Origin of the sequence: Agrococcus sp. KRD186, assembly GCF_017168255.1 — a bacterium.
Classification (GTDB): Bacteria; Actinomycetota; Actinomycetes; order Actinomycetales; family Microbacteriaceae; genus Agrococcus.
The window spans coordinates 26,500-50,376 of the sequence record NZ_JABFAP010000001.1 but is presented as its reverse complement, the minus strand read 5'-3'; the positions used below and the strand labels follow the sequence as shown (position 1 = coordinate 50,376).

Sequence of the window (23,877 nt, the reverse complement as noted above, 5' to 3'; positions counted from 1 at the left end):
CATAGCCAGCACTCACCTGCACGCGGCATCATGGCCCCCATGAGCGCAACCACCCCGACTGACGCTCCCGACTTCGGCGACCCGCAGGTCATCGACGCGATCGCCGCCTGGATGCCAACCACTCGCTGGTACCCGTTGAAGGGCCTGGTGGTCGACGTCACGCTCGAGCGCTCCTACGACCTGGGCGACGCGGCCATCCTGCTGCTGCGTGCGGGCGACACCTTGCTGCAGGTGCCGGTTGCCTGGCGCGACGAGCCGGGTGCGGCAGGCATCGCGCAGCTCGACCTCCGCTGGCTGATCGATGCGTGTCACGATGCGGATGCGGTGCAGGCGCTCATCGACGTCGCGTCAGGCAACCGCGCGGTCGAGGGCCTCAGCGGCGAGGCGACAAGCACGCCGGAGCTCGCGGGCGACATCCGCGTCGTCTCGGGCGGCATCGAACACGTCGATCATCGGCGGTGGCGAGCACCCGTGGATCGCGAAGGTCTTTCGCGTCGTCTCCCCCGGCGACGACCCCGATGTCGTCGTCACCGGCTGCTTCGGCGACTCGGGGGGTCGGGTCGTCAGCAAGCCGACCACCGAGGGCGCGATTGCTGTCGGCGTCGTCTCCGGGTTGCACTCGCCGCTCACCGGCAACTGCTCGACCCAGGGCCTCATCGCGCCCATCTCTCAGCTGGAGTCCAAGGTGCACGGCATGCAGCTGCACACCGCGAATCGCCCGTAAGGCGAGCGCATGCGTTGGCTCACCATTGCGTCCTGATTGTCACGACCGAGCATGGCGGGTTGCTGCAACATCTGCCTTGCATCAAGCCGACAAGGCTCGAGGCAAAACCACGCGTCGCAAGTTCTGCAGGGCACTCACCGCTCGCTTGCCGATGCGACTGTCAGCGCGGTAGCAACCTCCATTCGAGGAACTAAGTCAGGCTAAGGCGCGACATTCGCACCGGACACTGTTCGCGGAACGTCCTGGTAGGCGTGTTCCTGCAACTCAGATATCGCCCACGGGAAGAGGAACGACGGCGCGAATGGACTACATGTAAGTTTGGTCGGCCATCGGTGAGGACGAAGAATTGGGCGGACGAAGGGTACCCGTTGAGACGAAACAGTCGCAGCCAGGAAGGCCAGATATACCGCGCTTCGGAAGTGCCATTGAAGCGTGCGTCGCCGAGTCCTCTTGGCTGTCGTCAGATATCGCTCGAATCGGTCCCAACTGCCGCGCGGCATGACTCTTTTCACACGCCACTTGTTTCCGAAGCGCAAGCTACTCGCCGCACCGCCTGGCTTCGCGAGTCCGAACAGTTCGCGGGGCACGCCAGCTTCCTCCACGATGCGCCGCGGGAGCGGGCGATCGTAATCGTTGCCCAGGGTCCAAGAGGCCATCTCCGGCGCGTTCGATAATGCATTTATTGCAGGCTGGACGGTTGCGGTGAGGAACGCCGGTGGGATATTCACGTAGCCCGCTGCGAGCCGAAACTCGGTCCTGGCCATGTCAGGGACGAAGGAGCGGACAATCGGCCCGCCTTGTTCTACATAGTGGCGGTCCCACATCTTATCGCCGTGGACGCCACTCAACAGAGCCTTCCCCTTGAGTAGCGGCTGGGCGGATGCGAAAAAGATCGACGTGCCGAGTTCACCATTCGCGGTAAACAGATGCGCCACCGGGTAGTCCAGGTACTCCAACTCATCCTTCTCGTAAATCACTGGGTAGCCGAGCGCGCGTGCAACCGGGGAACCCGAGTCAGAGCGACCCGCGCGTTTTGACTCGTATGCGACTGCCTCCTCGCATCCGAGTTCGCGCCCGATTGTTGCGCAAAGCGTGGAATCGTAGCCATTTGAACAGAACACGATCGGCGAGTAGGAGGCACGCCGCGAGACGCGAGCAGCGTTTGCGAGGATTCCCCCAACCTCGGTGAGCAGAAATGACTTGTACTCTGCGAAGTCAGTAGGTACCGGCGGGTTTGGTTTCGGAGACTCGCTGATTGATCCGTCGTACCCGATTCGCACATTACAATAGGCATGCAAATTCAACTTGCGGTTGTCCGCGAGCGGGATGCTCTTGGCCAGCGTCCGCAGGCCGTGCGAGATGCTCAGAGCATCCCGTTCATAGTCAAGATAGTTAATGTCCAACTCTGCTCCGCATGCTTTCAGGAGCAGCGCGATGGAGTTCGAAACGTGCGTTCCGTGAGAAGGCGTCGTGACGGAGTACAAGATTTCTGTGGTGTGGCACGGCGTTACGGCGAGGCCACCCCACTCATGCTCAATGATACCCGAACCCATAAATGAATAGGACGCATCGAAACTTGCGTCTTCGAGGGCGCCGTTCCATGCACCCTCGAAGACGGCATTGTCCTTGGCTTCGACCCACTCGCCTACGTACGTCTCGATGGAGCGATCGGGTCTTACGTGCGCCACCCAAGCCAGTAGCGGCATGCTTTCCAAGCGCTCGACCTGCACGATGTCGCCCTCTCCTCATTGATGTATGTCGTACAGATACTACTGGAGACGATCGGCACACGAGTCGCGTGCCGGCGCTGCAGTCCGACGATGCCGCCGGGATCGCATTCCGTGACCGTAGCGGCCGGAGGGTCGATCCGTCATCGACTCGCGCCCGATACCGCGCTGCCCAACGGCGGAAGGTGCCGCAGCCGCATTGCAACCGGTCAGCGAACCGCTCCACGGGCCAGCCGTGGTCGCCGATGAGCTGCACGCGCGTGAGTCTTCCCGGTTCGCAAAAGGGACGGTCGCGTGAGTCAGGAAGGTCTCCGTGGCTGCACGAGCGTGTGGTACCTGCACCATCCATCTAGGATTTCGCTCGGCTCTCACCCTCAGTACCTCCGGGGTAGAGCAACTTGTTGGAACCGAAGGCGGTGACACCGCCCATAGCCAGTACTCACCTGCGGGCGGCATCATGGCCCCCATGAGCGCAACCACCCCGACCGACGCTCCCGACTTCGGCGACCAGCAAGTCATCGACGCGATCGCCGCCTGGATGCCCACCACCCGTTGGTACCCGCTGAAGGGCCAGGTGGTCGATGTCACGCTCGAGCGCGCCTACGATCTCGGCGAAGCGGCCATCCTGCTCCTGCGCGCGGGCGACACCCTGCTGCAGGTGCCGGTCGCCTGGCGCGACGAACCGGGCACTGCGGCCATCGCACAACTCGACGGCCGCTGGCTCGTCGACGCGTGTCACGATGCGGATGCGGTGCAGGCACTCATCGACGTCGCCTCCGGCAACCGTGCGGTCGACGGCCTCAGCGGCGAAGCGACGAGTCCGCCGGAGCCTGCGGGCGAGATACGTGTGATCTCCGGCGAGCAGTCGAACACCTCCATCATCGGCGGCGGCGAGCACCCGTGGATTGCGAAGGTCTTCCGCGTCGTCTCCCCCGGCGACAACCCGGACGTCGTCGTCACCGGTGCACTGACACGCGCCGGCTGCAAGCCGGTGCCGAACTTGCTGGCGGCGATGACGGCCACCTGGCCGGCAGGCGACGCGTTTGTCAGCGGGCACCTGCTGGCGGTCTCGTCCTTCGTCTCCGGCGGCGAGGACGGCTGGGAGCTCTTCCGTCAGCACGCACTCGCCACCCTGCGCGGCGAGCAGCGCGACCTACCCGATGCATCGGCGCTCGGCGCAGCGGTCGCGACCGTGCACAAAGATCTGGCGGATGCACTGGGCACGGCCGACGCGACCGACGCCGACACCCTGCGCTTCATCACCGGCCTCGAGCAGCGGCTCGCGTGGGCACGCGAGCAGGGCGCGAGTGTGCTCTCGGAGCTCGAGGGCGACCTCTCCGCAGCGGCGGAGCGTCTCCGGGAGATCCATGCGCTCGGCCAGTTGCAGCAGATCCACGGAGATCTCCACCTCGGCCAAGTGCTGCGCGCGACCGACGGCAGCTGGGCGCTGATCGACTTCGAGGGCGAGCCACTCCGGCCCCTCCACGAGCGCATGGTGCGCGAGCCCCGCCAGCGCGACATCGTCGGCATGCTGCGTTCGTTCGACTACGCGGCGGGCTCTGCCCTGCAGGAGAACCCCGGCGGCGACCCCGCGGCAGCCGGCGACTGGGTGGCCCAGCGCCGCGCCGAGTTCCTGTCGGGCTATGCGGATGCGCTGGGTCCCGTCGATGAGCAGGACCCAGTCTTCAGCGCGCTAATGCTCGACAAGGCCCTCTACGAGGTCGTCTATGAATTGAGCAATCGGCCTACCTGGGTTTCTGTACCCCTAGAGGCGATCCGCGCAATGGTCCATCCCGCTGGTTGAGTAGCGCTCGGGCAAAGCTCGACCGCAAATCGAAACCAAAGAGCGCCGCCCTTTCGGGCGACGCTCTTCAGCGTTCCAATAGATCAGCGAGCCTTGTACTGCTCCACAATGTCAGCGGAGATCCGGCCACGCGAGGCGACCTTGATGCCCTGCGACTCAGCCCACTCACGAATAGCCGCGGTCTCCGAGTTCCCGCCGCTGCGAGCAACGCTGGCGCCGCCCTTGCGACGTCCGGAGACCCGACGTGACGCACGCACGTAGCGCTCGAGCACGTTCGAGAACTCCTCGACGTGCTCGTTGGAAAGGTCGATCTCGTACTCTGCTCCATCGAATGCGAAGCGCACGGTGCGGCCTGTGCCGTCCGCAATGCTCTCACCCGAGAAGTCATCGACGAGCTGAACGAAAGTCTTCTTTGCCATGGCAGAGAATGTAGCGCAAGTTCCTCTGAGAATTCACCGCGAGTTCGCCGGTTGCAACACGTCGACGGTCGAACAACTCGCTGATCGTCAGTCGCGACCGTAGATGTCACGGGTGTACACCTTGTCGGCGATATCGTCGAGTTCCTCGGAGCGTCGATTCGCTACGATGATATCCGCGCGTCGCTTGAACTCGTCGAGGTCGCGCAGCACCTCAGATCCGAAGAATTCGTCGTCCTCGAGTGCCGGCTCGTAGAGGATGATCTCGACGCCCTTGGCACGGATGCGCTTCATGACGCCCTGGATCGACGAGGCCCGGAAATTGTCGGAGCCTGACTTCATGATCAGCCGGTGTATGCCGACCACCTTCGGCTGGCGACGCAGGATGTCATTGGCGATGAAGTCCTTGCGCGTCGTGTTCGCCGAGACGACAGCGCCTATGAGGTTCTGAGGCACGGACTCGTAGTTGGCGAGCAGCTGCTTCGTGTCCTTCGGCAAGCAGTAGCCCCCATAGCCGAACGACGGGTTGTTGTAGTGGGAGCCAATGCGGGGGTCGAGGCCGACGCCCTCGATGATCTGCGCCGCATTGAGCCCATGGGTGGCCGCGTAGGTGTCGAGCTCATTGAAGTACGCAACGCGCAGCGCGAGAAAGGTGTTGGCGAAGAGTTTGATGGCCTCGGCTTCGGTGGCGTCGGTGAGCAACACGGGGATGTCTTCGTCTTCGGCCCCCTCCACCATGAGATCAGCGAACTGACGACCGCGCTCGCCAGCGTCACCGACGACGATCCGCGCTGGGTGCAAATTGTCGTAGAGAGCACGGCCCTCGCGCAGGAACTCGGGCGAGAAGATGATCTGGCCGCCTGGGTGGAGTTCTCGCATGCGCGCAGTGAATCCGACGGGCACGGTCGACTTCACCACGATGGTGGCCGTCGAGTTGATCGCGAGGACTTGCGAGATCACCGATTCGACCGACGAGGTGTCGAAGTAGTTCTCGTCGGGATCATAATCGGTCGGTGTCGCAACGACCACAAGTGCCGCCCCGTCAAAGGCTGCCGCAGCCTCCGTCGTCGCAGTCAGCTTCAGGCTCCCAGTCGCGAGATAGTCCTGAAGCTCCGCGTCGATGATGGGCGATACACGGCTGTTCACGAGCTCGACCTTACGCTCGTTGATGTCGACAGCGACCACATCGTGGTGCTGTGCGAGCACCACAGCGTTCGAGAGCCCGACGTATCCCGTCCCGACGATGACGATCTTCACTGTTTCTCTCATTCCCTGCTGACACGACATCAGCAACACGATCGGCGCAGGTCGAACGCCTGCATAACCTTAACCGTTGACCGAAAGTCGCCGACCCGGTCCCGGCCCGCAGCTCAGTCGCCGAAGGTGCCGACAAACTCCTTCAGCCAAGCCCGCAGCCCTGGTCCGAGGTCCTCGCGCTCCACCGCCAGCTGCACATTCGCCTTGATGTAGTCGAGCCGGTCGCCCGTGTCATAGCGGCGACCGCGGAACACCACTCCGTGCAGGCCGCCCTGCGCATGATGGTCCGCCATCGTCAGCAGAGCGTCCGTCAGCTGGATCTCACCACCTCGCCCGGGCGCCGTCTGCTCCAACACCGGGTAGATCTCGGGCTTGAGCACATACCGACCCACGATCGCCAGGTTCGACGGCGCCGTGCCCGGCTCGGGCTTCTCGACCAGCCCGCGCACGCGCACGACGTCCTCCTCCTCGGTCGCGTCAACCGTCGCGATGCCGTAGAGATGCGCCTGGTCCGTGTCGACCTCCATCAGCGCCACTACGCAGGTGTCGCGCTGATCGTGCACCTCGAGCATGCGCTCGAGCAGAGGGTCGCGGCTGTCGATGATGTCATCGCCCAGCAGCACCGCGAAGGAGTCGCCCCCCACGTGCGCCTTCGAACGCAGCACCGCATGGCCAAGCCCCTTCGGATCACCCTGCCGCACGTAATGGACGTTCGCCAGATCCGTCGACTCGGCGACGCGTAGGAGCTTCGCCTCATCCCCCTTGCGCCGGAGGATCATCTCGAGCTCAGTCGCCCTGTCGAAATGGTTCTCCAACGCATTCTTGTTGCGACCCGTGACGAACAGCACGTCGCGGATGCCGGCTCGAACCGCTTCTTCCACCACGTACTGAATCGCCGGCTTGTCGACGACCGGCAGCATCTCCTTCGGAAGCGCCTTGGTCGCGGGAAGGAACCGGGTGCCGAGCCCCGCCGCAGGGATTACAGCCTTGGTGACGGGATGCCGCATGGAGATCAGGCTAGCCCGGGAGGGTTGAACGCCCTCCCTCTTCCGAGATGATTCACTGTCTGTTCAGCGACCGCAAGACGTCGCGTGCCGCCCCCTGGCGGCGGTCAGGACTACCATTGAACGCAGAGAGACGACAGACGCGCATGTGAATCCGATGATCGGTGCGCGCCTGCGCACAAGTGCACGGAGGAATGAGTGGCGTCGAACGCACCTGGACGAACCGCGACATTTGGGTCGATCCGCGCGGGCATGCGTGTCTATCAGTACCTCTTCGATGCCATCGCGTGGATCGTCGCGATCATCGTGGCCATCTGGCTGCGCTACGAGTTCGCGTTCGGTAACACGAACTGGATCAGCCTGTTGGCGATCGTCGCAACCGCTGTCTTGGTGCAGCTCGGCGCGGGCCTCATCCTTAACCTCTACCGGCGTCGCTATCAGGTGGGGAGCTTCGACGAGGTTCTCAGCCTGGTCGGCTCGGTGGTGCTGACGTTCATCGTGATCGCTATCCCGATCGTCATCTTCGGCGCTGAGATCGGCATCCCCCGCAGCACTCCGTTGATCGCTGCGCCCCTCGCCTTCCTTGCGATGGCCTTGACCCGCTACTTCCGTCGCGTGGTCACTGAGCGGTCGAGTCGCCCGACAGATGATGCGGCACCGGTGCTGGTCTACGGTGCAGGCTTCGTCGGCTCGAGCCTCGTCAAGCGGATGCGCACAGATTCCAAGTCGCGCTTCAACCCCGTCGGCATTATCGACGATGCGCCCGAGCAGGCAAATGCCGTCCGTTCAGGCGTCCACGTGCTAGGTAGCGGCGTTGACCTCCCACGGATCGCGCAGGCTACCGGCGCTACTGCAGTCGTCATCGCGATCGCCCGGGCCGACGCGACGCTGTTTCAGCGCATCACCGATTACGCAGTCGAGGCTGACCTGCGGGTGCTCGTCATGCCCCCCCTTGATGACATCCTCGACGGTCGTCGCGGCATGGGAGATCTGCGCGAAATCTCCATCGAAGACATCATCGGTCGCCACCCAGTCGACACGGATGTTGCAACGGTTGCCGGATATCTCACCGACAAGCGCGTGCTAGTCACCGGCGCGGGCGGCTCGATCGGTGCCGAACTCTGCCGCCAGATCGCCAAGTTCGGGCCGGCTGAGCTTATGATGCTCGATCGCGACGAGTCGGCGCTGCAGGCGGTGCAGATCTCCATCGCCGGCCACGGGCTGCTGCATACCAAAGATGTCCTGCTGGCAGACATCCGCGACGCCGAAACTATGCGTGAGGTTATGGATGAACGCCGCCCGCAGGTCGTCTTCCACGCCGCAGCGCTGAAGCATCTGCCGATGCTCGAGCAATACCCCGACGAGGCATGGAAGACGAACGTTCTCGGCTCACGCAACGTACTGGAAGCCGCGTTCGCCGCAGACGTCGAGACCTTTGTCAACATCTCAACCGACAAGGCAGCGAATCCGACGAGCGTGCTTGGTCACTCGAAGCGGCTCGCCGAGCGCCTCACCGCATCGGTCGCAGAGCGCGGCAAAGGCCGCTACCTCTCCGTCCGATTCGGCAACGTGCTGGGCAGTCGCGGCTCGATGCTCCCCACGTTCACCGCGCTCATCGAAGCCGGTGGGCCGTTGACAGTCACGCACCCGGACATCACGCGATACTTCATGACGATCCCAGAGGCATGCCAACTGGTCGTCCAGGCGGGCGGCATCGGGCGGCCCGGGGAGGTGCTGATCCTCGACATGGGTCAGCCAGTCAAGATTCTCGACGTAGCCAAGCGCATGATCCGCATGTCGGGCAAGCCAATCGAGATCGTGTATACCGGGCTACGGCCGCACGAGAAGCTGCACGAGGAGCTCATCGGCGCTGGCGAGCATGACGACCGACCGTTCCATCCAAAGATCACGCATGCGCAAGGAGAGCCGGTGGACTCGGCAGAGCTGAACAAGTCGCGTTGGGACGCCCACTGGGCAAGCGAGCACGAGCGCAACCTGCGCGAGCACAGCAGCAAGGAAGGAAACGTCGCCGGCGCGACCGCACCCGTCATGCGCCTTCAGTCCGGGCAGGGGTCGGCACAGTGAGCGAGAGGATCTACATGTCTTCGCCCGACATTGGCGAGGCAGAGAAGCTGGCAGTCCGCGCGGCGATGGATTCCGGCTGGATCGCACCGCTCGGTCCGGACGTTGATGGGTTCGAGCAGGATCTTGCGGCGCGCGTCGGCGTTGCTCACGGCGTGGCGCTCTCCACCGGGACCGCGGCACTGCACCTAGGGCTCTTGGGCCTCGATATCGGTCCAGGAGATCATGTACTCACCTCCTCGATGACGTTCGCCGCTACTGCGAACGCGATCAGGTACACGGGGGCGAAACCGGTCTTTGTGGACAGCGAACTCGCCTCCGGCAATATCGACGTCGAACTCCTCCAGGAAGCGATTGAGACGCTTGAGGCGGAAGGCACCCCCGCGAAGGCAATCGTCCCAGTCGACCTACTGGGCAAGACAGTCGATTACACCGCTGTCGAGGCAATCGCCGCGCGGCACGGGCTATTGGTGCTGGCCGATGCGGCCGAGTCGCTCGGCGCGACACACCGAGGCCGCGCAGCTGGATCGTTCGGGAATGCATCCGTCGTTTCCTTCAACGGCAACAAGATCATGACAACGTCAGGCGGCGGCATGCTGCTTACTAACGACGAAATATTGGCGCAACGCACGCGCTACCTCGCCACGCAAGCCCGGCAGCCCGTAGCACACTACGAGCACGTTGACATTGGATTCAACTACAGGCTTTCGAATCTACTTGCTGCGCTAGGACGAGCGCAGCTGTTGCGGCTTGACGAGATGATTGCGAAGCGACGCGCGCTACGGTTGCACTACTCCGAGAAATTCGCGAGAGTCGCCGGTGTTTCAATCTTCGGCGGTAGCGCCGCCGAAGACAACTGCTGGCTCACGGGAATCATCGTGGATGAGACCCGCGCTGGCTTCTCTCCCACCGAACTGCAAACCTATTTGGCTGCGCACAATATCGAAAGCCGGCCGCTATGGAAGCCCATGCATCTCCAGCCCGTGTTCGCTATGGAGCGCGCATTCACGAACGGAAATGCACAGGCTCTTTTCGAGACCGGCCTCACACTGCCCTCCGGATCGGCGCTTGAGGAGCCGCAGATCCGACGAGTCACTGGCAGGATCGAGGAATTCCTGAGCAACCTCCGATGAGCGAGCGAAGCGGTCAAGCCCCGCGACGAAGTCACGCTGCCGTTGTTGCCAGCAGCTTGTTCTCAGAGGCGACCGACACTATTGAGAAGCCGCTCACGCTACCGACGTTCAATCGGGTCTATCACGAAACACACGAAGTCGGAGAGGCCCAATAGTGAAATATGCCATCGCGGGACCCTATTGTGACGTGAATTTCGGCGATTATGCGATGCTGCCCAACAACCTGGCTGCGTTCCCACAGCCGCCGGCCGTGATCTTTTCGTTCGATGATGGATTCCTGCGAAGAATGCTTCGCGACTACGATCTGGCGCCGGATGCACAGATAGTCCATGTTGAGGTTGCGCAGGAAGCGGCCGACTTGTCCCCAAACCTACCGCTAACTCCTATTGAATTGATTCGACACATTGGTAACATTGACCATCTCAGAGCGATCGTGTCCGGACTTGACGTCGTCGTAGTGAACGGTGGCGGCTACATGAATGATCTTTGGGCACGCCCGCATCGCATGCGCCGTTTGTTAGCGATTCTTGCACCTGCCGTTGTCGCAGTCGAGCAGGGTAAAACGATTCATTTCACGGCCAACGGTTTCGGACCGTTTTCCGAGAGTGCGGAGATGTTTGCGTCCTTGTTCGCGAGAATGCACTCAGCCAGCTTCACTTGCCGCGACGCGCTAGGGTCTCCGTCTTGGCTGCGACGGATAGGCGTGGCCGAGAATAGCATTTATCTCGCCCCCGACGACCTATTGCTGGTCGAGCGCGACCTCGCTTGCCGACCGTCGCGCCTGAACATTCCGACGTCGAAAGACTATCTCGTGGTGGAGACGTACCGACCAGTTCAAGAGCTCGAGATCAATATGAAATCGTTGCTTGCGCTGCAGGACTCGATTGGTGCCGAGGTAGTTCTCCTACCCATGAATCGGGCGCATGGTGGCGAAGATCAGGCGGAGGCTTTGAGTCGAATCCTCCCAAACTCTCATCTTTATCCGATCTCTAGTGAAGGCTACCTCCCGGTCGAAGATGCGCTACACCTAATTAGTGGCGCGCGGCTGACCGTGACCGATCGGTACCATGGCCTAGTCGCAGCACTCGGTTTATCGGCACCGGTAGTGAGCATCATCCGACCAGTTCGTGGTTCGTTGGACTACTATTACCGCAAGAATGCAGGCGCTCTCGAATGGCGACTCGCCCCGGGTTCTTACACAGAGACTGACTTTATCGCTCTGGAATGGGCAAACGTGCCGTCGAACAAGAATGAGCTGGACCTGCTAGTACAGCGCCAGACGCAATCGTACGCAGCGTCGGTTCAGCATTTCGACCGGACACGCGTTGCGCGGATGAACATGGTTGAAAGGATATTCGCAGCATGAGGAATATGTACGCCCGCCGTGCTAAGCGGCCGCTCGACATGATCGTCAGCGGGATCGCGGTCCTGGTGTTCTCACCGCTGTTGGCAGCTATAGGAGTCGCCATCAAGGTTGAGTCTCGGGGATCCGTGCTATTTTCTCAATCGCGTGTTGGTAAGGAGGGCGAGGTTTTTCGGGTGCTCAAGTTTCGGAGCATGTTGGATCCGCAGCAGAGCATCAAGGCGGACGGCACTGAGATGACTAACTCGGAGCGCGTTACGAATGTGGGTCGAATACTGCGCCGAGTGAGCCTTGACGAGCTCCCGCAGTTGTGCAATGTGTGGCGCGGGGAAATGTCGCTCGTTGGGCCACGACCAGCTCTCCCCTACCAGGTCGAGAGATACACCGACCAACAACGCGTTCGATTGACAGTCCGACCTGGTCTCACCGGGCTAGCGCAGGTCAGCGGACGCAACAGCCTGACCTGGGACGAAAAGATTGCCCTAGATGTCGAGTACTGCCGCAATCTCACGCTTAAGACAGATCTGAGGATCCTGCTGCGGACTGCTCATGCCATCCTCTCGTCCGACGGACAAGTCTTCACTCAGCATGACGCCCTTAGCGAACACGGTGACGTCGGCTATCTGAAGCATATTTGATTGGGGAAGCACGCAATGACTGCCGCCTTGACCGTTCTCTTCACATCTGTGGGGCGACGAGTTGAACTGATTCGCCACTTCTTGGAGTACGCAAGCGCGCATCCTGAGGATCTGTCTGTCCTGGGAACTGAAATTGATCCTTTTTCGCCCGCCGCTCAAGTATTGAAGCACGCAGTCATCAAAGTGCCGCGAGCCGACGATCCAGCGTATCTGCAGGTGATTTCCGACATCTGCCACGAGCGGGGTGTAAACGTGATCTTCCCTCTCATCGATCCGGACGTATATACGCTTGGAACCGCGTCGCGTTTACCCCTGGCGTCTGTCGGTCCTGATGCTGCCGTAATCGTTTCCGACAAGTGGCTTACCTATCAATGGCTAAACGAGCACGGGATACCTACCGTGGAATCGTGGCTTCCGGGGTCTATAGGCGAAGTGGATTTTCCGCTTTTTATTAAGCCACGGCGTGGCAGCGGTGGCGTCGATGCTTTTCAAGTCAACTCCGAGAATGAGTTTGCTTTCTTTTCGAGTTTCATCGATTCGCCGATTGTTCAGCGCTCGCTTTCCGGATCTGAAATCACAGTGGACGTCGTGGTCGGCGCACGTGGCGAGGTTCTCGCGACAGCTCAACGCATGCGCCTGGCCATTCGAGGAGGCGAAGTCAGCCGCGGCATGGTCGTCGACGACCCCGAGGTGACACAAATCGTGGGCAAAGTCGTCACAGCCTTGCAACCATCGGGTCCGATAACGGTCCAGGGAATGTACGCGAGCGACGGCTCCTTTCGCGTCACCGAGATCAATGCTCGCATGGGAGGCGGCATCCCGCTGGCCGTCGCTGCAGGCGTGCCAGTCGCCAGGCTTCTGGTCGACAGCTGGTTAGGTCGAGAACCTGAGGCCGTCAAGACCCTAGATGTTGGTCTTCACATGGTTCGTTTTGACGACTCGTTGTTCTATAGGCCGTGACAATCCTAAAGGTGCGCGCAGTCGTCTTTGACATCGACGACACTTTGATGCCAGAGCGCGAGTACGTTCGGAGTGGCTACGAGCACGTTTCCAATTGGTTGGCGCCCAGAATTTCGCTGAAAGCGAACCAGCTGCAAGGTGAGTTGTGGGCTATTTTTGACTCGGAGCACCGTGGTCGAGCCTACAATCGGCTATTGGAGATCCATGGAATTGACGACGCTCTTCTGGCGCAAGAGTGTGTGCAGATATACCGAGAGCATGCCCCTGATGTGAAGCTCGCGGAATCTGTCCAGGACGTTCTCGCCTGGTGCCGCAGCCAGGGGCCGGTTGGAGTGGTTTCGGATGGTCCACTAGGGATGCAGTCCGCAAAGGCTCGTGCGCTTGGACTGGCAGAGCAAGGGCTCCATGTCGTTCTGAGTGATGAATTAGGTGGTCGTGCTGCGTGGAAGCCCTCTCCTGCAGGGATGCTGGAGGTATGCCGCCGGATGCGAATACTCCCTCGCGACGCGGTGTATGTGGGCGACAATCCTGCCAAGGATTTTCTAGCTGCACACCTCGCTGGCATGGCCGCTATCCGTTTTCGCACGGCTGGCCAATTGCACGCTAGCAGCGAGCCCGAACCCGGCGCCGAGGCCGACATCGAGATTCGCGAGTTGAGTCAACTCCGATCAGTTCTCGAGTACGTATGACGCATCGGCGATGTCCCCCCTCCCCCCCCGGATCGGGTCCTCTCGGGCCGGTATCAGGTCGTGAATCGGGCCGTGTGTCCGCTGGCCGTTGAACCAACGCACCCAGTGAAGGGTTTCGAGCTCGACCTGCCCGACGTCGCGCCAGGATCCCTTACGGCGGATGAGTTGGGTCTTGTTCGCGACTACCTGCAACCCAGTCGACGCGGCGTCTCGTCGGCGTCGCCCACCGAAGCCGTAGGAACGGTAGGCCCCGCCGGAGCGGCCAGGGACCAGATCCAGCAGCCTCGCCCGCGTCCGGCCGTGGACGTCGTGGGTGAGATCGACCATGCCTTGGGGCCGCGTCCGCGGTGATGACGGCGCTCACTGAAATTCCCCAGTTCTGCTCGGCGGATTCCAGCGGTCGTAGCTACACCTGAGGTAGGTAGGTATGCGATCTGGTTCAACACGTCGTCCTGGACGACAGCCGATGGTGGACAAGCAGCGCGCATTCGCGAAGTTGCTGCAGCAGGGTGTCTCGATCTCGGAAGCGTGTCGGCGTCTCGGGATCGACCGCAAGACCGGGCACTGGTGGAAGAACGGCGGAGTGATCGTCACGGAGACCGGCTCTCGCGTCGTCGAACCCGTCGTCGGACGCTACCAGCGTGCGCCCGACTCTGGCCGGTATCTGAGCGAGGCGGAGCGAGTGCTCATCGCGGATGGCACCCGGCTTGGCAAGTCTGCCCGCGCGATCGCCGCGGAACTCGGCCGGGCCGTCTCCACGGTGGCGCGTGAGTTGACCCGCAACCGCGCCAGCGACGGCGCTTACCACCCGTACACCGCGCAGGCTTTGATGCGGGCACGTCGGCCACGTCCCAAACGTCGACGGCTCGAGACCGACGACCGGCTGCGGCTGCTGGTGCTGGCGTATCTGGACAAGCGCTGGAGCCCCGAGCAGATCGTCCACGACCTCGCCGCCCAGCATGGTGAGCGCATCGCGGTCGAGACGATCTACCAGGCGCTCTACTCCCCGAGCAAGGTGATCGCCCGCGATGCAGGCGCGGTGCTACGCACCGGGCGGCTCCATCGACGTCCGCGTCGTCGTGGCGATCAGCGTCGACCACGGTTCGTGGTGCCGATCACCCCGATCGACCAGAGGCCCGCAACGGTCCTGAATCGCATCGAGCCCGGCCATTGGGAAGGCGATTGCATCGTGGGCGCGTTCAACCGCTCCGCAATCGGCACACTGGTCGAACGCACATTCCGCTACACGATCCTGCTCCACCTCGATGGCGACTCACGCGCTGGCGCGATTCGCGACCAACTCATCGCGACGTTCAGTGCGTTGCCGCCGTCGATGCGGAAGTCGCTGACCTGGGACCAGGGCAGCGAGATGAGCCACCACCACACCGTGGCGCAAGCCGTCGGCATGCCGGTGTTCTTCTGCGACCCCGGGAAGCCCTGGCAGCGGCCCACCAATGAGAACACGAACGGCCTACTGCGCGACTACTTCCCGAAGGGTACGAACCTCCGCGTGCACAGCGTCGAAGGCCTTCAGAGAGTGAGCAACGAGCTCAACCGTCGCCCCCGGAAAACGCTCGGCTGGCACACACCCCACGACCTGTTCGCTAACCTTCAGGCCACGGCCGTGTAGCTACGACCGCTGGAATCCGCCGAGCAACTCTGGGGAACTTCGCTGAGCGCCGTCACGTCACGGAACTCACTCGGGTAGGGCTTGGCACGATGGCATCCTTCCAGGCTCGCCCATCGGGCAGGCCAGATCAGATGTCATCTACACGTGCAGCAGACCCGCGACCCGACCTCCTCGGTCAGCGCGTTCAGGACTACTGCGGCCTTCTTTGTTGGCGGCCATGTGAAACTGCCCGTAGGCGGTCACGAGAACTGCCCGTAGATGGCCAGCAGATCTGCCCGCTGGTGGCCACGAGTTCTGCCCACGTCTGATGGTTCCGCTCCGCGCGTCGTCGCGCGCCCTACGCGGCCAGGGCCACCACAACCCGGTGGGCAGAACTCCTGGCCGCGAACGGGCAGTTCTCATGGCCACCAGCGGGCACTTCTGCTGGCCGCCAATGGGCAATTCCTACTGGCCGTTGACACTTCTTCTCCACTGACACCACGAGCGTCTTCCCGTCTCGGCCCCTTCGTCTAGGGCTCGGTCAACAGTCGTGGGATACAGGCTGACGCGTAATCGGATCGATTCAGTTGGCCCGCACGCCATTGAGGAGCTCCATCACTCACTGGGACGGGATTGTAAGCCGGTCGACCACGCGGCGGTGGCAGGTCGCGGTGAGCCATCATCCGATAGATTCGGCACAATGACTGCGACGACCCAGCAAGCTCATGTGCCGCCCGCACCGCTCGCGCGTGAACCCTTCCACGTCCACCTCGGGACAGCACTGCTGTTCGGTCTCTACGTCGCACTACTGGCGGGTAGGTTCACGCTCGACCGGATCAGCTCTTCACTTCCAGCGCTCGACCTTCGTTTGGCGGCAATCTACGCAATCGGCCTGGCATGGATGTGGTGGTTTGCGGTCGCACACCGGTACGTTAAGACGCGGTTGCCGCATACGAGCATCGCGTTCTTCCTCGCTTGGCTCTCATGGATGGCGATGTCGGCCGGATGGGCGCCTGCTGGCGCACGCACCGCCGACAATCTGCTCGACCTCGGACTGCTCGCGGGTTTCCTTTTGCTCGGGTTCCACTTGATGGCCGCGTTGCCGGCACAGGTCGTTGCGCGGCTATGGACGTGGGTGTTTTGGACTGGAGTCATCTACTTTGCCGCAGCAATGCTTGAGGGGCCCGGGGCGCAGGGCCGTTACTCGGCGTTCGGTGGCGGCCCCAACGTGTTCGTGCGAATCATGCTGCTCGCTGCCATCGCTGCGCTGTTCCTGACCGCCAGCCGCAAGAAGTCATGGCCTCTTTTCGCAGTCCCGTTGTTTGCGGTTGGCGCGGCGCTTTCCGGTAGTCGTGGCGGGCTACTGTCGGCCGCCATCGTCGTCGTTCTCTTCTTGATCCCGATCGTACAACGGCTCGGCGGCAAGCGTTTCCTGCGCTTCGGCCTTGCAGCTGGCGTCGTTGCCGCGATTGCTGCCGCCTCGGACGGCGGCGCGATTTTTCGGTTCGTACAGGACCGCTACATCCAGCAAACCATCGTCGAGGGTTACACGTCGGGGCGCACGAGCATCTTCGAACAGATCCTCGTCCTCTACAACCAGAACCCGGTCGGTGGCGTCGGGCTTGACGGATACTACGCGTTGCAGCCCAGAGGGAGCGTCTTCGAATACCCACACAATCTGCTCCTCGCGACTGCAGGAGAAGGTGGTTCAATCGGGGCAGCCCTTTTGATCGGCACACTGGCCGCATTCGCGATCGCCGCCACCAGAGTGCGCCCGATGCAGCCCGCAGCGTTCACTGCGCTCCTCGCCGGTGCATACCTGCTCTTCGCGTCAATGTTCTCGGGCGACTACTACGACTCACGGTTCATGTGGTTCTTCCTCGCTGTCGCGGCGACCGTCACAACCAGTCAACGCGACCACATCGAAGACAGGCTTGAGGAGCGCGATCTGCAACGAACGTAGGCGCCGAACCGAGATCGAGCTCGGTACGCCGAGGCTGTGTCTGCAGCCTTCACTTGACCATGTCCGAGCCCGGAGCCTTAGCGCGATACGCTGTTTAGCGGCCCCGGCGAGGAGTGACATCTCGAGGGCTAGGAATCGAAATTTCACTCGATGGGACGACAATGAGTAGCGTGAGGGGCGCTTCGATCCCTACAGCCCTGCTGTTCGCGTCGCAGATGGTAGCAGCCGTTGCAGCGTTCGGCGTCAGCTTCCTCGCTGCTTTCGTGATGACACCAGCGGAACGCGGGGATCTCGCTCTATGGCTGCAATTGGGCTATCTCGCGACTACTCTTGCGATGCTGGGACTTGAACGACCCGCAACAGTGCACATCGACGGCAACTTCCACGCTGTCAATCGATTGCAGATACGGCTTCTCAGTCCCTCAATCGCCACACTTGCGGCGTTGGTCCTATCTGTGGGCATGCTGGCAGTCCTAACGGGAGTCAACTACACACTTCTGGCGCTGATTGCGCTTGGAGCTGTCTTCGCTTTGGTGAGTCTTTGGGGACGGACCGCGCGAGTCAGCTACATAATTAGCGGTCAATGGAAGCCCTTTGTAGGCATTACGGTTCTGATTCAGGTATGCCTCCTTCTGGGTGCCGGTGTCTTGGCGATGGCGGATGTCTCGGGTGTCACAGCTTGGGCGACCGTATATGTCACGAGCGCGGCCATCACTGCGTTGGTTTTGCTCCTGAGTGGAGCAGCAGGTCGCGCGGCGCCCGCCAGCCTCGATCTTCCGCCCGGCAAACTCTCGCGGCTGGGTCTCGAACTGTTGCCGGCAAGCCTTGGCAATACCGCCATGCTTCGCTCTGACCGGCTGCTACTGCCGTTTCTTAGTTCTAGTTCGCAACTAGGGCTTTACGTGCTGGTCGCGACAGCGACGGAGCTGGCTAGTGCCCCAGTAAAGCAGTACGCTGACGCCGCATTGCGTCAGTGGAAGAGGAATCCTCCGACGCGCTCCAGGTTTCTTTGGTCTATTTTTGTCGCGGGTCTGTTTGGTGCAGCAATGGCGACCTGTGCCGCGCTTGTGTGCTGGCTGGTAATTTCACGGTGGCTGCCGGATTATCGTGAGTCACTGGCGCTACTTCCGCCGCTCATCGTGGCTGCAGCAATTTACAGTTGCACGCGGGTGCAACAGGGTATGCTTATCGCTGAAGATCGCACACGATCTGCGTCGTTCGTCGAGGTCACTGGCATGGTAGCGTCCGTGATCTCCTATGTCGTCCTGATCCCAATTTTCGGAGCATTCGGAGCGGCTTGGGGATCAGTGATCGGATACACTTTCGCGCTATTGGCTGGGATCACAGCGGGATTGCGAGGTCGAAGTGGCGGACGCCCTCTCGGCCAAAGCGCTCCGGATGAAACTAACGGGTAGTGACGAGCGAAGGCTAGGCCGCAACGGCCGGTCATTGAGCACCGCAAGTGGAACGAGCAGTATCCACTTCACAAAGATGAGGCTCGGATACTAGGATCGTCACGTCGTCGAACCGGGCAGGGTCCGCCTCGGCCGCTTCCAGTAGCGGCCGCTGCCAGACGGTCCGCCAGGCGGTGCCCAGCTGCCGCCGGATGCCGCTCACAGACGCGTGCTCAGAGCGGATCTGCTCGATCGCCCACCACGAAGCCCGCCTCATCAGCTTCGATCGCGGCGCCGCGATGCGCTCGTCCTGCTCGAGGAACGTCACCACTTCGCAGGTGAGCTCTTGGCAGCACCATTGGCGCTTGCGCTAGAGCAGCCTCACCGGCCGCCCCATCGCTGGGTGACGTCCCGCTGAGTGGGTCAAGTCCCCGGTAGTGGTGTAGCGGTGTCCTTCGTTCTGGCTGGTTAGGCGGAGAGCTGGAGGGCGGGTTCGGTGGTCACCTCGCTTCCGGTGTCGGCCACGAGTGTGAGGCGGCTCTTGGCGAGCATCTCGAGGCCGAGGTAGCGGCGCCCTTCGGCCCATTCGTCGGTCTGCTCCGCCAGGACCGCGCCGACCAGGCGGGTGATGGCGTCGCGGTTTGGGAAGATGCCGACGGAGTCGGTGCGGCGACGGATCTCGCGGTTCAGGCGCTCGTTCGGGTTGTTCGACCAGATCTGCTGCCAGAGGCCTTCGGGGAACTGCGCGAAGGCGAGGATGACGGCGCGCGCCGCGTCGAGGTGCTCGAACGCGTCGGGCAGCTTCCCGTCGACGTAGTCGAGCAGTCGATCGAACTGAGCGTGGACGGCGTCTCGGTCTGGCTGATCGTAGACGGAGTGCAGCATCGCCTTCACGGCTGGCCAGAGGTTCTTGGGCGTGACGGACATGAGGTTCACCGCGTAGTGCGTTCTGCAGCGCTGCCAGCTGGCCCCTGGGAGGTTCGCGGCGATCGCCTCCACCAGGCCCTGGTGGGCGTCGGAGGTGACCAGTCGCACGCCGGTCAGGCCGCGGGCGACAAGGTCGGCGAAGAAGCTGTTCCAGGCCGGCCCGGTCTCGCTGGTGGCCACGCGCATGCCGAGCACCTCGCGGCGCCCGTCGGCGTTGACGCCGGTAGCGACCAGCACGACGGCATTGATCACGCGCCCGCCTTCGCGGACCTTCATCGTGAGCGCGTCGGCGGCGACGAACGTGAATGGTCCCGCCTCATCCAGCGGCCGGTGCCGGAACTGCTCGACGTGCTCGTCGAGATCGGCCGCCATGCGCGAGACCTGCGACTTCGACAGCGAGTGGATGCCGAGCGTCTTCACCAGCTTGTCCATCCGCCGGGTGGAGACGCCGGCGAGGTAGCAGTCGGCGACGACGGTGATCAGCGCGGTCTCGGCACGCTTGCGCCGCTCGAGCAGCCAGTCAGGGAAGTAGGTGCCCTGCCGCAGCTTCGGGATCGCGACATCGACCGTGCCGACGCGCGTGTCGAGCGGGCGGTGCCGGTAGCCGTTGCGATGCGTCGTGCGGTCGGGGCTGGGCTGGCCCCATTCGGCGCCGACGACCGCGTCGGCGTCGGCAGACAGCAACGCGTTGATCATCGTCTGCAACAGCGAGCGCATCAGATCCGGCAACGCGTCGGTCAGGGCTTCTGCCAGCACGCCGGCAGGGTCGACAATATGAGGAGCGGTCATCGTGATGACTCCATTCGAGTGGGTTGTAGGAGATTCCTCGAAGGATCACACGGTGACCGCGTCTACGTCATCGTGACGAGCCGCGCCACCGGCGTTACACCACTATGCGGGACTCAACTCTCCGCGGTGACGTCCCCTGGGGTGGTGTAGTTCTCGGTGCTGAGTGTCACGTCGTTGACGTGGTGAGCCATCGTGCGATGGTCAGTGAGAACCGACTAAAGCTACTCACAGAAAGACACAACGCACGATGGCTCTTGACCAGTCTGCCCTCCTCGAGCTCCTCGGGGAACTGAAACTCACCGATGTCACCGATCGGATCCGGTCCGCGACCGAGACGCTCTACCAGGAGCTGATCGATGCGGAGGCGGCCGCGTTCATCGGCGCTGCCCCGTTCGAGCGCAACCCCGACAGGGTGGCGCAGCGCAACGGCACCCGGCCGCGCACGCTCACGACCACCGCCGGCCAGTTGGACTTGCGGATCCCGAAGTTGCGGCAGGGGACGTTCTTCCCGTCGCTGTTGGAGCGGCGCCGCCGCGTCGACCAGGCGCTGTTCGCGGTGGTGATGGAGGCGTACGTGCACGGCGTCTCGACCCGCAAGGTCGACGACCTCGTCAAGGCGCTCGGTGCCGATACCGGGATCTCGAAGTCCGAGGTGTCCCGCATCTGCGCGAACCTCGACGAGGACGTCGCCGCGTTCCGCGACCGGCCGCTGGCCGACCAGGCCTACCCGTACGTGTTCCTCGACGCCACCTACTGCAAGGCCCGTGTCGGCCGGCGGGTGGTGTCGCAGGCGATCGTCGTCGCCGTCGGCGTGGCCGCGGATGGTCGCCGCGAGATCCTCGGTTTCGAGGTCGGTGAGACCGAGTCGCAGCCGTTCTGGACCGCCTTCCTGCGGTCGTTGAAGGCGCGTGGCCTCGGCGGCGTGCAGCTGGTCATCTCCGACGCGCACACGGGCCTGATCGCGGCGATCGAGACCGTCTTCGCCGGCGCCTCCTGGCAGCGCTGCCGCGTCCACTTCATGCGGAACGTGCTCACGAACGTGCCGAAGACGGCCGGGCCGATGGTCGCCTCGATCATCCGCACGATCTTCGCCCAGCCCGACGCCGAGCACGTGCTTGGCCAGTTCGACGAGGTCGCCACGATGCTCACCCGCTCGCATCCGAAGATCGCCGCGATGCTCGACGACGCCCGCGACGACCTGCTCGCGTTCACGCAGTTCCCGGTCGCGCACTGGCGACAGATCTGGTCCACGAACCCGCTCGAGCGCGTCAACAAGGAGATCAAGCGCCGCACCGACGTCGTCGGCACCTTCCCCAACCCCGCCTCGCTGCTGCGCCTGGCAGGCCACGTCCTCATCGAGCAGCACGACGAATGGGACGGCGCAGACCGCCGCTACTTCAGCGAACGCTCCATGGCACTGCTGACCGCCCAAGACGAGGAGGTGGCCATCCCCGAACTCGCCGCTGCATAATGAACCAACTGACCCGCACGGTGTTGAGAAACTCCACCACTCAGCGGGACGTCACCCGGGATGTTGGCAACCGGGTAGGTGGCCGTAGCCTTTGTGATTCCGGTCGCGCGCCGACTCGGAACAAAACGGGTTGCTGTAATCGTGGGAACATTCGTCGTCGCTGTATCACCCTTCCCCGACGCGATACGCGCCGCGCTCGTGGACCACCTGTGCACCCGATTCTACAAGCAGCTGTTGCCTGAACAGCATTCGTCAGGCCGCGACCTGAACACTTCGCAGGCGACTGTTTTCGCTCGGAGTAGGCGTCGACGGATACTGTCCCACTTCAGGACGGTCACCAGTTCAAGCATCCCCACAACTTGGTCTTGGTAACTGCCGCGGAAGGCGGCATTGCCGGGAAGGCGGCATTGCCGGGGAAGTGCGGCGCTCCTGACCTACCTGTGGGCGGATTGAGCGTGCCGTGACGGCCGCACGCCGCTCCCTGCCTAGTTTCTGAACTGTCAAAGGAACGGAAACGAGTGGTCAGGAGAACGGCGTGCGTGATGTCAGCCTATGGCGGTGCCTGCTGGGCGTCGAGAAGACGGTGATCGAGCGAGTCGAGTTCGACGAGGACGCCGACCTGTTGGTCGCGCACGTGCGGCCGACGAAGCGGCAGCGGGGCCGGTGCGGCATCTGCCGGCGCCGCAGCCCTGGCTATGACGCCGGGCCGGGTCGGCGTCGCTGGCGGGCGCTGGATCTGGCCACGGTGCGTGCCGAGCTCGAGGCGGAGTCGCCACGGGTGCGGTGCCGCACGCACGGGGTGGTGGTGGCCTCGGTGCCGTGGGCCCGTCACGATGCCGGCCATACGTACGCCTTCGACGAGACCGTCGCCTGGCTGGCGACCCAGTCGGCGAAGTCCACCGTGACCGCGCTGATGCGGATCGCCTGGCGCACGGTCGGCTCGATCATCACTCGCGTCTGGGCCGACGTGGAGGCCGGCACCGACCGGTTCGCGGGTCTGCGGCGGATCGGGATCGACGAGATCAGCTACAAGAAGGGCCACAAGTACCTGATGGTCGTCGTCGACCACGACCAGCGCCGGCTGGTGTGGGCCGCGCCCGGACGCGACCGCGCCACGGTGCGGCAGTTCTTCGACCTGCTCGGCCCCGAACGGTGCGCGCAGATCACCCACGTCTCCGCTGACGGCGCCGAGTTCATCGACGCGATCGTCGCCGAGAAGTGCCCGGCCGCGGTCCGCGTCGCTGACCCGTTTCATGTCGTCTCGTGGGCCACCGACGCGCTCGACGAGATCCGCCGGGAGACGTGGAACGACGCCCGCGAGCTGGCTCGCAAAGAGCCGAAGCGGGGTCGTGGACGTCCCCGCGCCGATGCGCCGTCGCGGCCGGGCAGCGAGCGCGCTACGGCGCTCAAGGGCGCCCGCTACTCGCTCTGGAAGAACCCGGAGAACCTCACCGAGCAGCAGCAGGTGAAGCTCGCCTGGGTCGCCAAGACCGACCCGAGACTGCACCGCGCGTACCTGCTCAAGGAGGGGCTGCGCGTCGTCTTCCAGTTGCCCTACTCGCAGGCCGTCGAAGCGCTGGACCGGTGGATCAGCTGGGCTCGCCGCTGCCGCATCCCCGCGTTCGTGAAGCTGCAGAAGCGGATCGTCAAACACCGGGCGAGGATCCTCGCCGCGATCGAGCACAAGCTCTCCAATGGCCTGATCGAGTCGACCAACACCAAGATCCGGCTGATCACCAGGATGGCGTACGGGTTCAAGTCACCCGAAGCGCTGATCGCCCTCGCGCTGCTGAACCTCGGCGGTCACCGACCCGCCCTCCCGGGCCGGACATGACCCACAGGTACGTCAGGAGAGCCGGAAGTGCTGTTGCAGCTCGGATTATGGATACTCACAACAACGGCATTGGGTTACGGCTGCAGCACCGCG

At 63.1% G+C, this 23,877-nt stretch carries 19 protein-coding genes; 13 read left to right on the top strand and 6 right to left on the bottom strand.

From position 1 onward, the window contains the following. Positions 1-39: 39 nt before the first annotated feature. Positions 40-918: a maltokinase N-terminal cap-like domain-containing protein gene (locus J1M46_RS00260; RefSeq protein WP_206445728.1), complete on the top strand. Its 879-nt coding sequence runs from the start codon at positions 40-42 to the stop codon at positions 916-918. 6 nt (positions 919-924) lie between these two features. On the opposite strand, the gene J1M46_RS00255 is transcribed toward J1M46_RS00260, so the two are convergent. Continuing rightward, complete coding sequence (locus J1M46_RS00255) at positions 925-2,454, bottom strand: hypothetical protein (RefSeq protein WP_206445727.1); 1,530 nt, start codon at positions 2,452-2,454, stop codon at positions 925-927. A 463-nt stretch (positions 2,455-2,917) separates the two neighbouring features. Here J1M46_RS00255 and J1M46_RS00250 point away from each other — a divergent pair, with 463 nt between their 5' ends. Next, positions 2,918-4,255 carry a maltokinase N-terminal cap-like domain-containing protein gene (locus J1M46_RS00250; protein ID WP_206445725.1) on the top strand — a complete coding sequence of 446 codons (1,338 nt, stop codon included), beginning with the start codon at positions 2,918-2,920 and terminating at the stop codon, positions 4,253-4,255. 83 nt (positions 4,256-4,338) lie between these two features. On the opposite strand, the gene J1M46_RS00245 is transcribed toward J1M46_RS00250, so the two are convergent. The 3 genes from J1M46_RS00245 to galU form a co-directional block, all read right to left on the bottom strand. Further along, complete coding sequence (locus J1M46_RS00245) at positions 4,339-4,674, bottom strand: histone-like nucleoid-structuring protein Lsr2 (RefSeq protein ID WP_206445723.1); 336 nt, start codon at positions 4,672-4,674, stop codon at positions 4,339-4,341. A gap of 87 nt (positions 4,675-4,761) precedes the next feature. Beyond that, positions 4,762-5,928 carry a nucleotide sugar dehydrogenase gene (locus J1M46_RS00240; protein ID WP_206445721.1) on the bottom strand — a complete coding sequence of 389 codons (1,167 nt, stop codon included), beginning with the start codon at positions 5,926-5,928 and terminating at the stop codon, positions 4,762-4,764. Between the two features lie 113 nt (positions 5,929-6,041). Next, positions 6,042-6,935, bottom strand: a complete 894-nt coding sequence (gene galU / locus J1M46_RS00235) for a UTP--glucose-1-phosphate uridylyltransferase GalU (protein ID WP_206445711.1) — start codon at positions 6,933-6,935, stop codon at positions 6,042-6,044. 195 nt (positions 6,936-7,130) lie between these two features. Here galU and J1M46_RS00230 point away from each other — a divergent pair, with 195 nt between their 5' ends. The 9 genes from J1M46_RS00230 to J1M46_RS15710 all read left to right on the top strand — a co-directional run bounded on the left by J1M46_RS00230 (position 7,131) and on the right by J1M46_RS15710 (position 18,784). After that, positions 7,131-9,017: a nucleoside-diphosphate sugar epimerase/dehydratase gene (locus J1M46_RS00230; protein ID WP_342384203.1), complete on the top strand. Its 1,887-nt coding sequence runs from the start codon at positions 7,131-7,133 to the stop codon at positions 9,015-9,017. A gap of 14 nt (positions 9,018-9,031) precedes the next feature. Then, positions 9,032-10,147, top strand: a complete 1,116-nt coding sequence (locus J1M46_RS00225) for a DegT/DnrJ/EryC1/StrS family aminotransferase (RefSeq protein ID WP_241248963.1) — start codon at positions 9,032-9,034, stop codon at positions 10,145-10,147. A 154-nt stretch (positions 10,148-10,301) separates the two neighbouring features. Beyond that, positions 10,302-11,513 (top strand): polysaccharide pyruvyl transferase family protein, encoded by a 1,212-nt coding sequence (locus tag J1M46_RS00220; RefSeq protein ID WP_206445701.1) that lies wholly within the window; start codon positions 10,302-10,304, stop codon positions 11,511-11,513. Further along, on the top strand, positions 11,510-12,148 hold the full coding sequence (locus J1M46_RS00215) for a sugar transferase (protein ID WP_206445699.1): 639 nt from the start codon (positions 11,510-11,512) through the stop codon (positions 12,146-12,148). The genes J1M46_RS00220 and J1M46_RS00215 overlap by 4 nt, the downstream gene beginning before the upstream one ends. Positions 12,149-12,175: 27 nt before the next feature. Continuing rightward, the gene (locus J1M46_RS00210; RefSeq protein ID WP_206445697.1) at positions 12,176-13,108 is read left to right on the top strand and encodes an ATP-grasp domain-containing protein; all 933 of its coding nucleotides are present in this window, start codon (positions 12,176-12,178) and stop codon (positions 13,106-13,108) included. 11 nt (positions 13,109-13,119) lie between these two features. Continuing rightward, a complete protein-coding gene (locus J1M46_RS00205; protein ID WP_206445695.1) occupies positions 13,120-13,797 on the top strand; it encodes an HAD family hydrolase in 678 nt (225 codons plus the stop codon). A 466-nt stretch (positions 13,798-14,263) separates the two neighbouring features. Continuing rightward, positions 14,264-15,427, top strand: coding sequence for an IS30 family transposase (locus J1M46_RS00200; protein WP_206445693.1), 1,164 nt, complete (start codon positions 14,264-14,266; stop codon positions 15,425-15,427). 679 nt (positions 15,428-16,106) lie between these two features. Continuing rightward, complete coding sequence (locus J1M46_RS00195) at positions 16,107-17,369, top strand: O-antigen ligase family protein (protein WP_206445692.1); 1,263 nt, start codon at positions 16,107-16,109, stop codon at positions 17,367-17,369. A 170-nt stretch (positions 17,370-17,539) separates the two neighbouring features. Beyond that, positions 17,540-18,784, top strand: a complete 1,245-nt coding sequence (locus J1M46_RS15710; protein ID WP_206445690.1) for a polysaccharide biosynthesis C-terminal domain-containing protein — start codon at positions 17,540-17,542, stop codon at positions 18,782-18,784. Positions 18,785-18,815: 31 nt separating this feature from the next. Here J1M46_RS15710 and J1M46_RS00185 read toward each other — a convergent pair whose 3' ends face one another. Next, positions 18,816-19,091, bottom strand: coding sequence for a hypothetical protein (locus J1M46_RS00185; protein ID WP_206445688.1), 276 nt, complete (start codon positions 19,089-19,091; stop codon positions 18,816-18,818). Positions 19,092-19,231: 140 nt separating this feature from the next. Beyond that, positions 19,232-20,479 carry an IS256 family transposase gene (locus tag J1M46_RS00180; RefSeq protein ID WP_206445686.1) on the bottom strand — a complete coding sequence of 416 codons (1,248 nt, stop codon included), beginning with the start codon at positions 20,477-20,479 and terminating at the stop codon, positions 19,232-19,234. A 247-nt stretch (positions 20,480-20,726) separates the two neighbouring features. Between J1M46_RS00180 and J1M46_RS00175 the strand changes: the two genes are divergently transcribed. Then, the gene (locus tag J1M46_RS00175) at positions 20,727-21,950 is read left to right on the top strand and encodes an IS256 family transposase (RefSeq protein ID WP_206445684.1); all 1,224 of its coding nucleotides are present in this window, start codon (positions 20,727-20,729) and stop codon (positions 21,948-21,950) included. Positions 21,951-22,485: 535 nt separating this feature from the next. After that, positions 22,486-23,784, top strand: coding sequence for an ISL3 family transposase (locus J1M46_RS00170; RefSeq protein ID WP_206445682.1), 1,299 nt, complete (start codon positions 22,486-22,488; stop codon positions 23,782-23,784). Positions 23,785-23,877 lie beyond the last annotated feature (93 nt).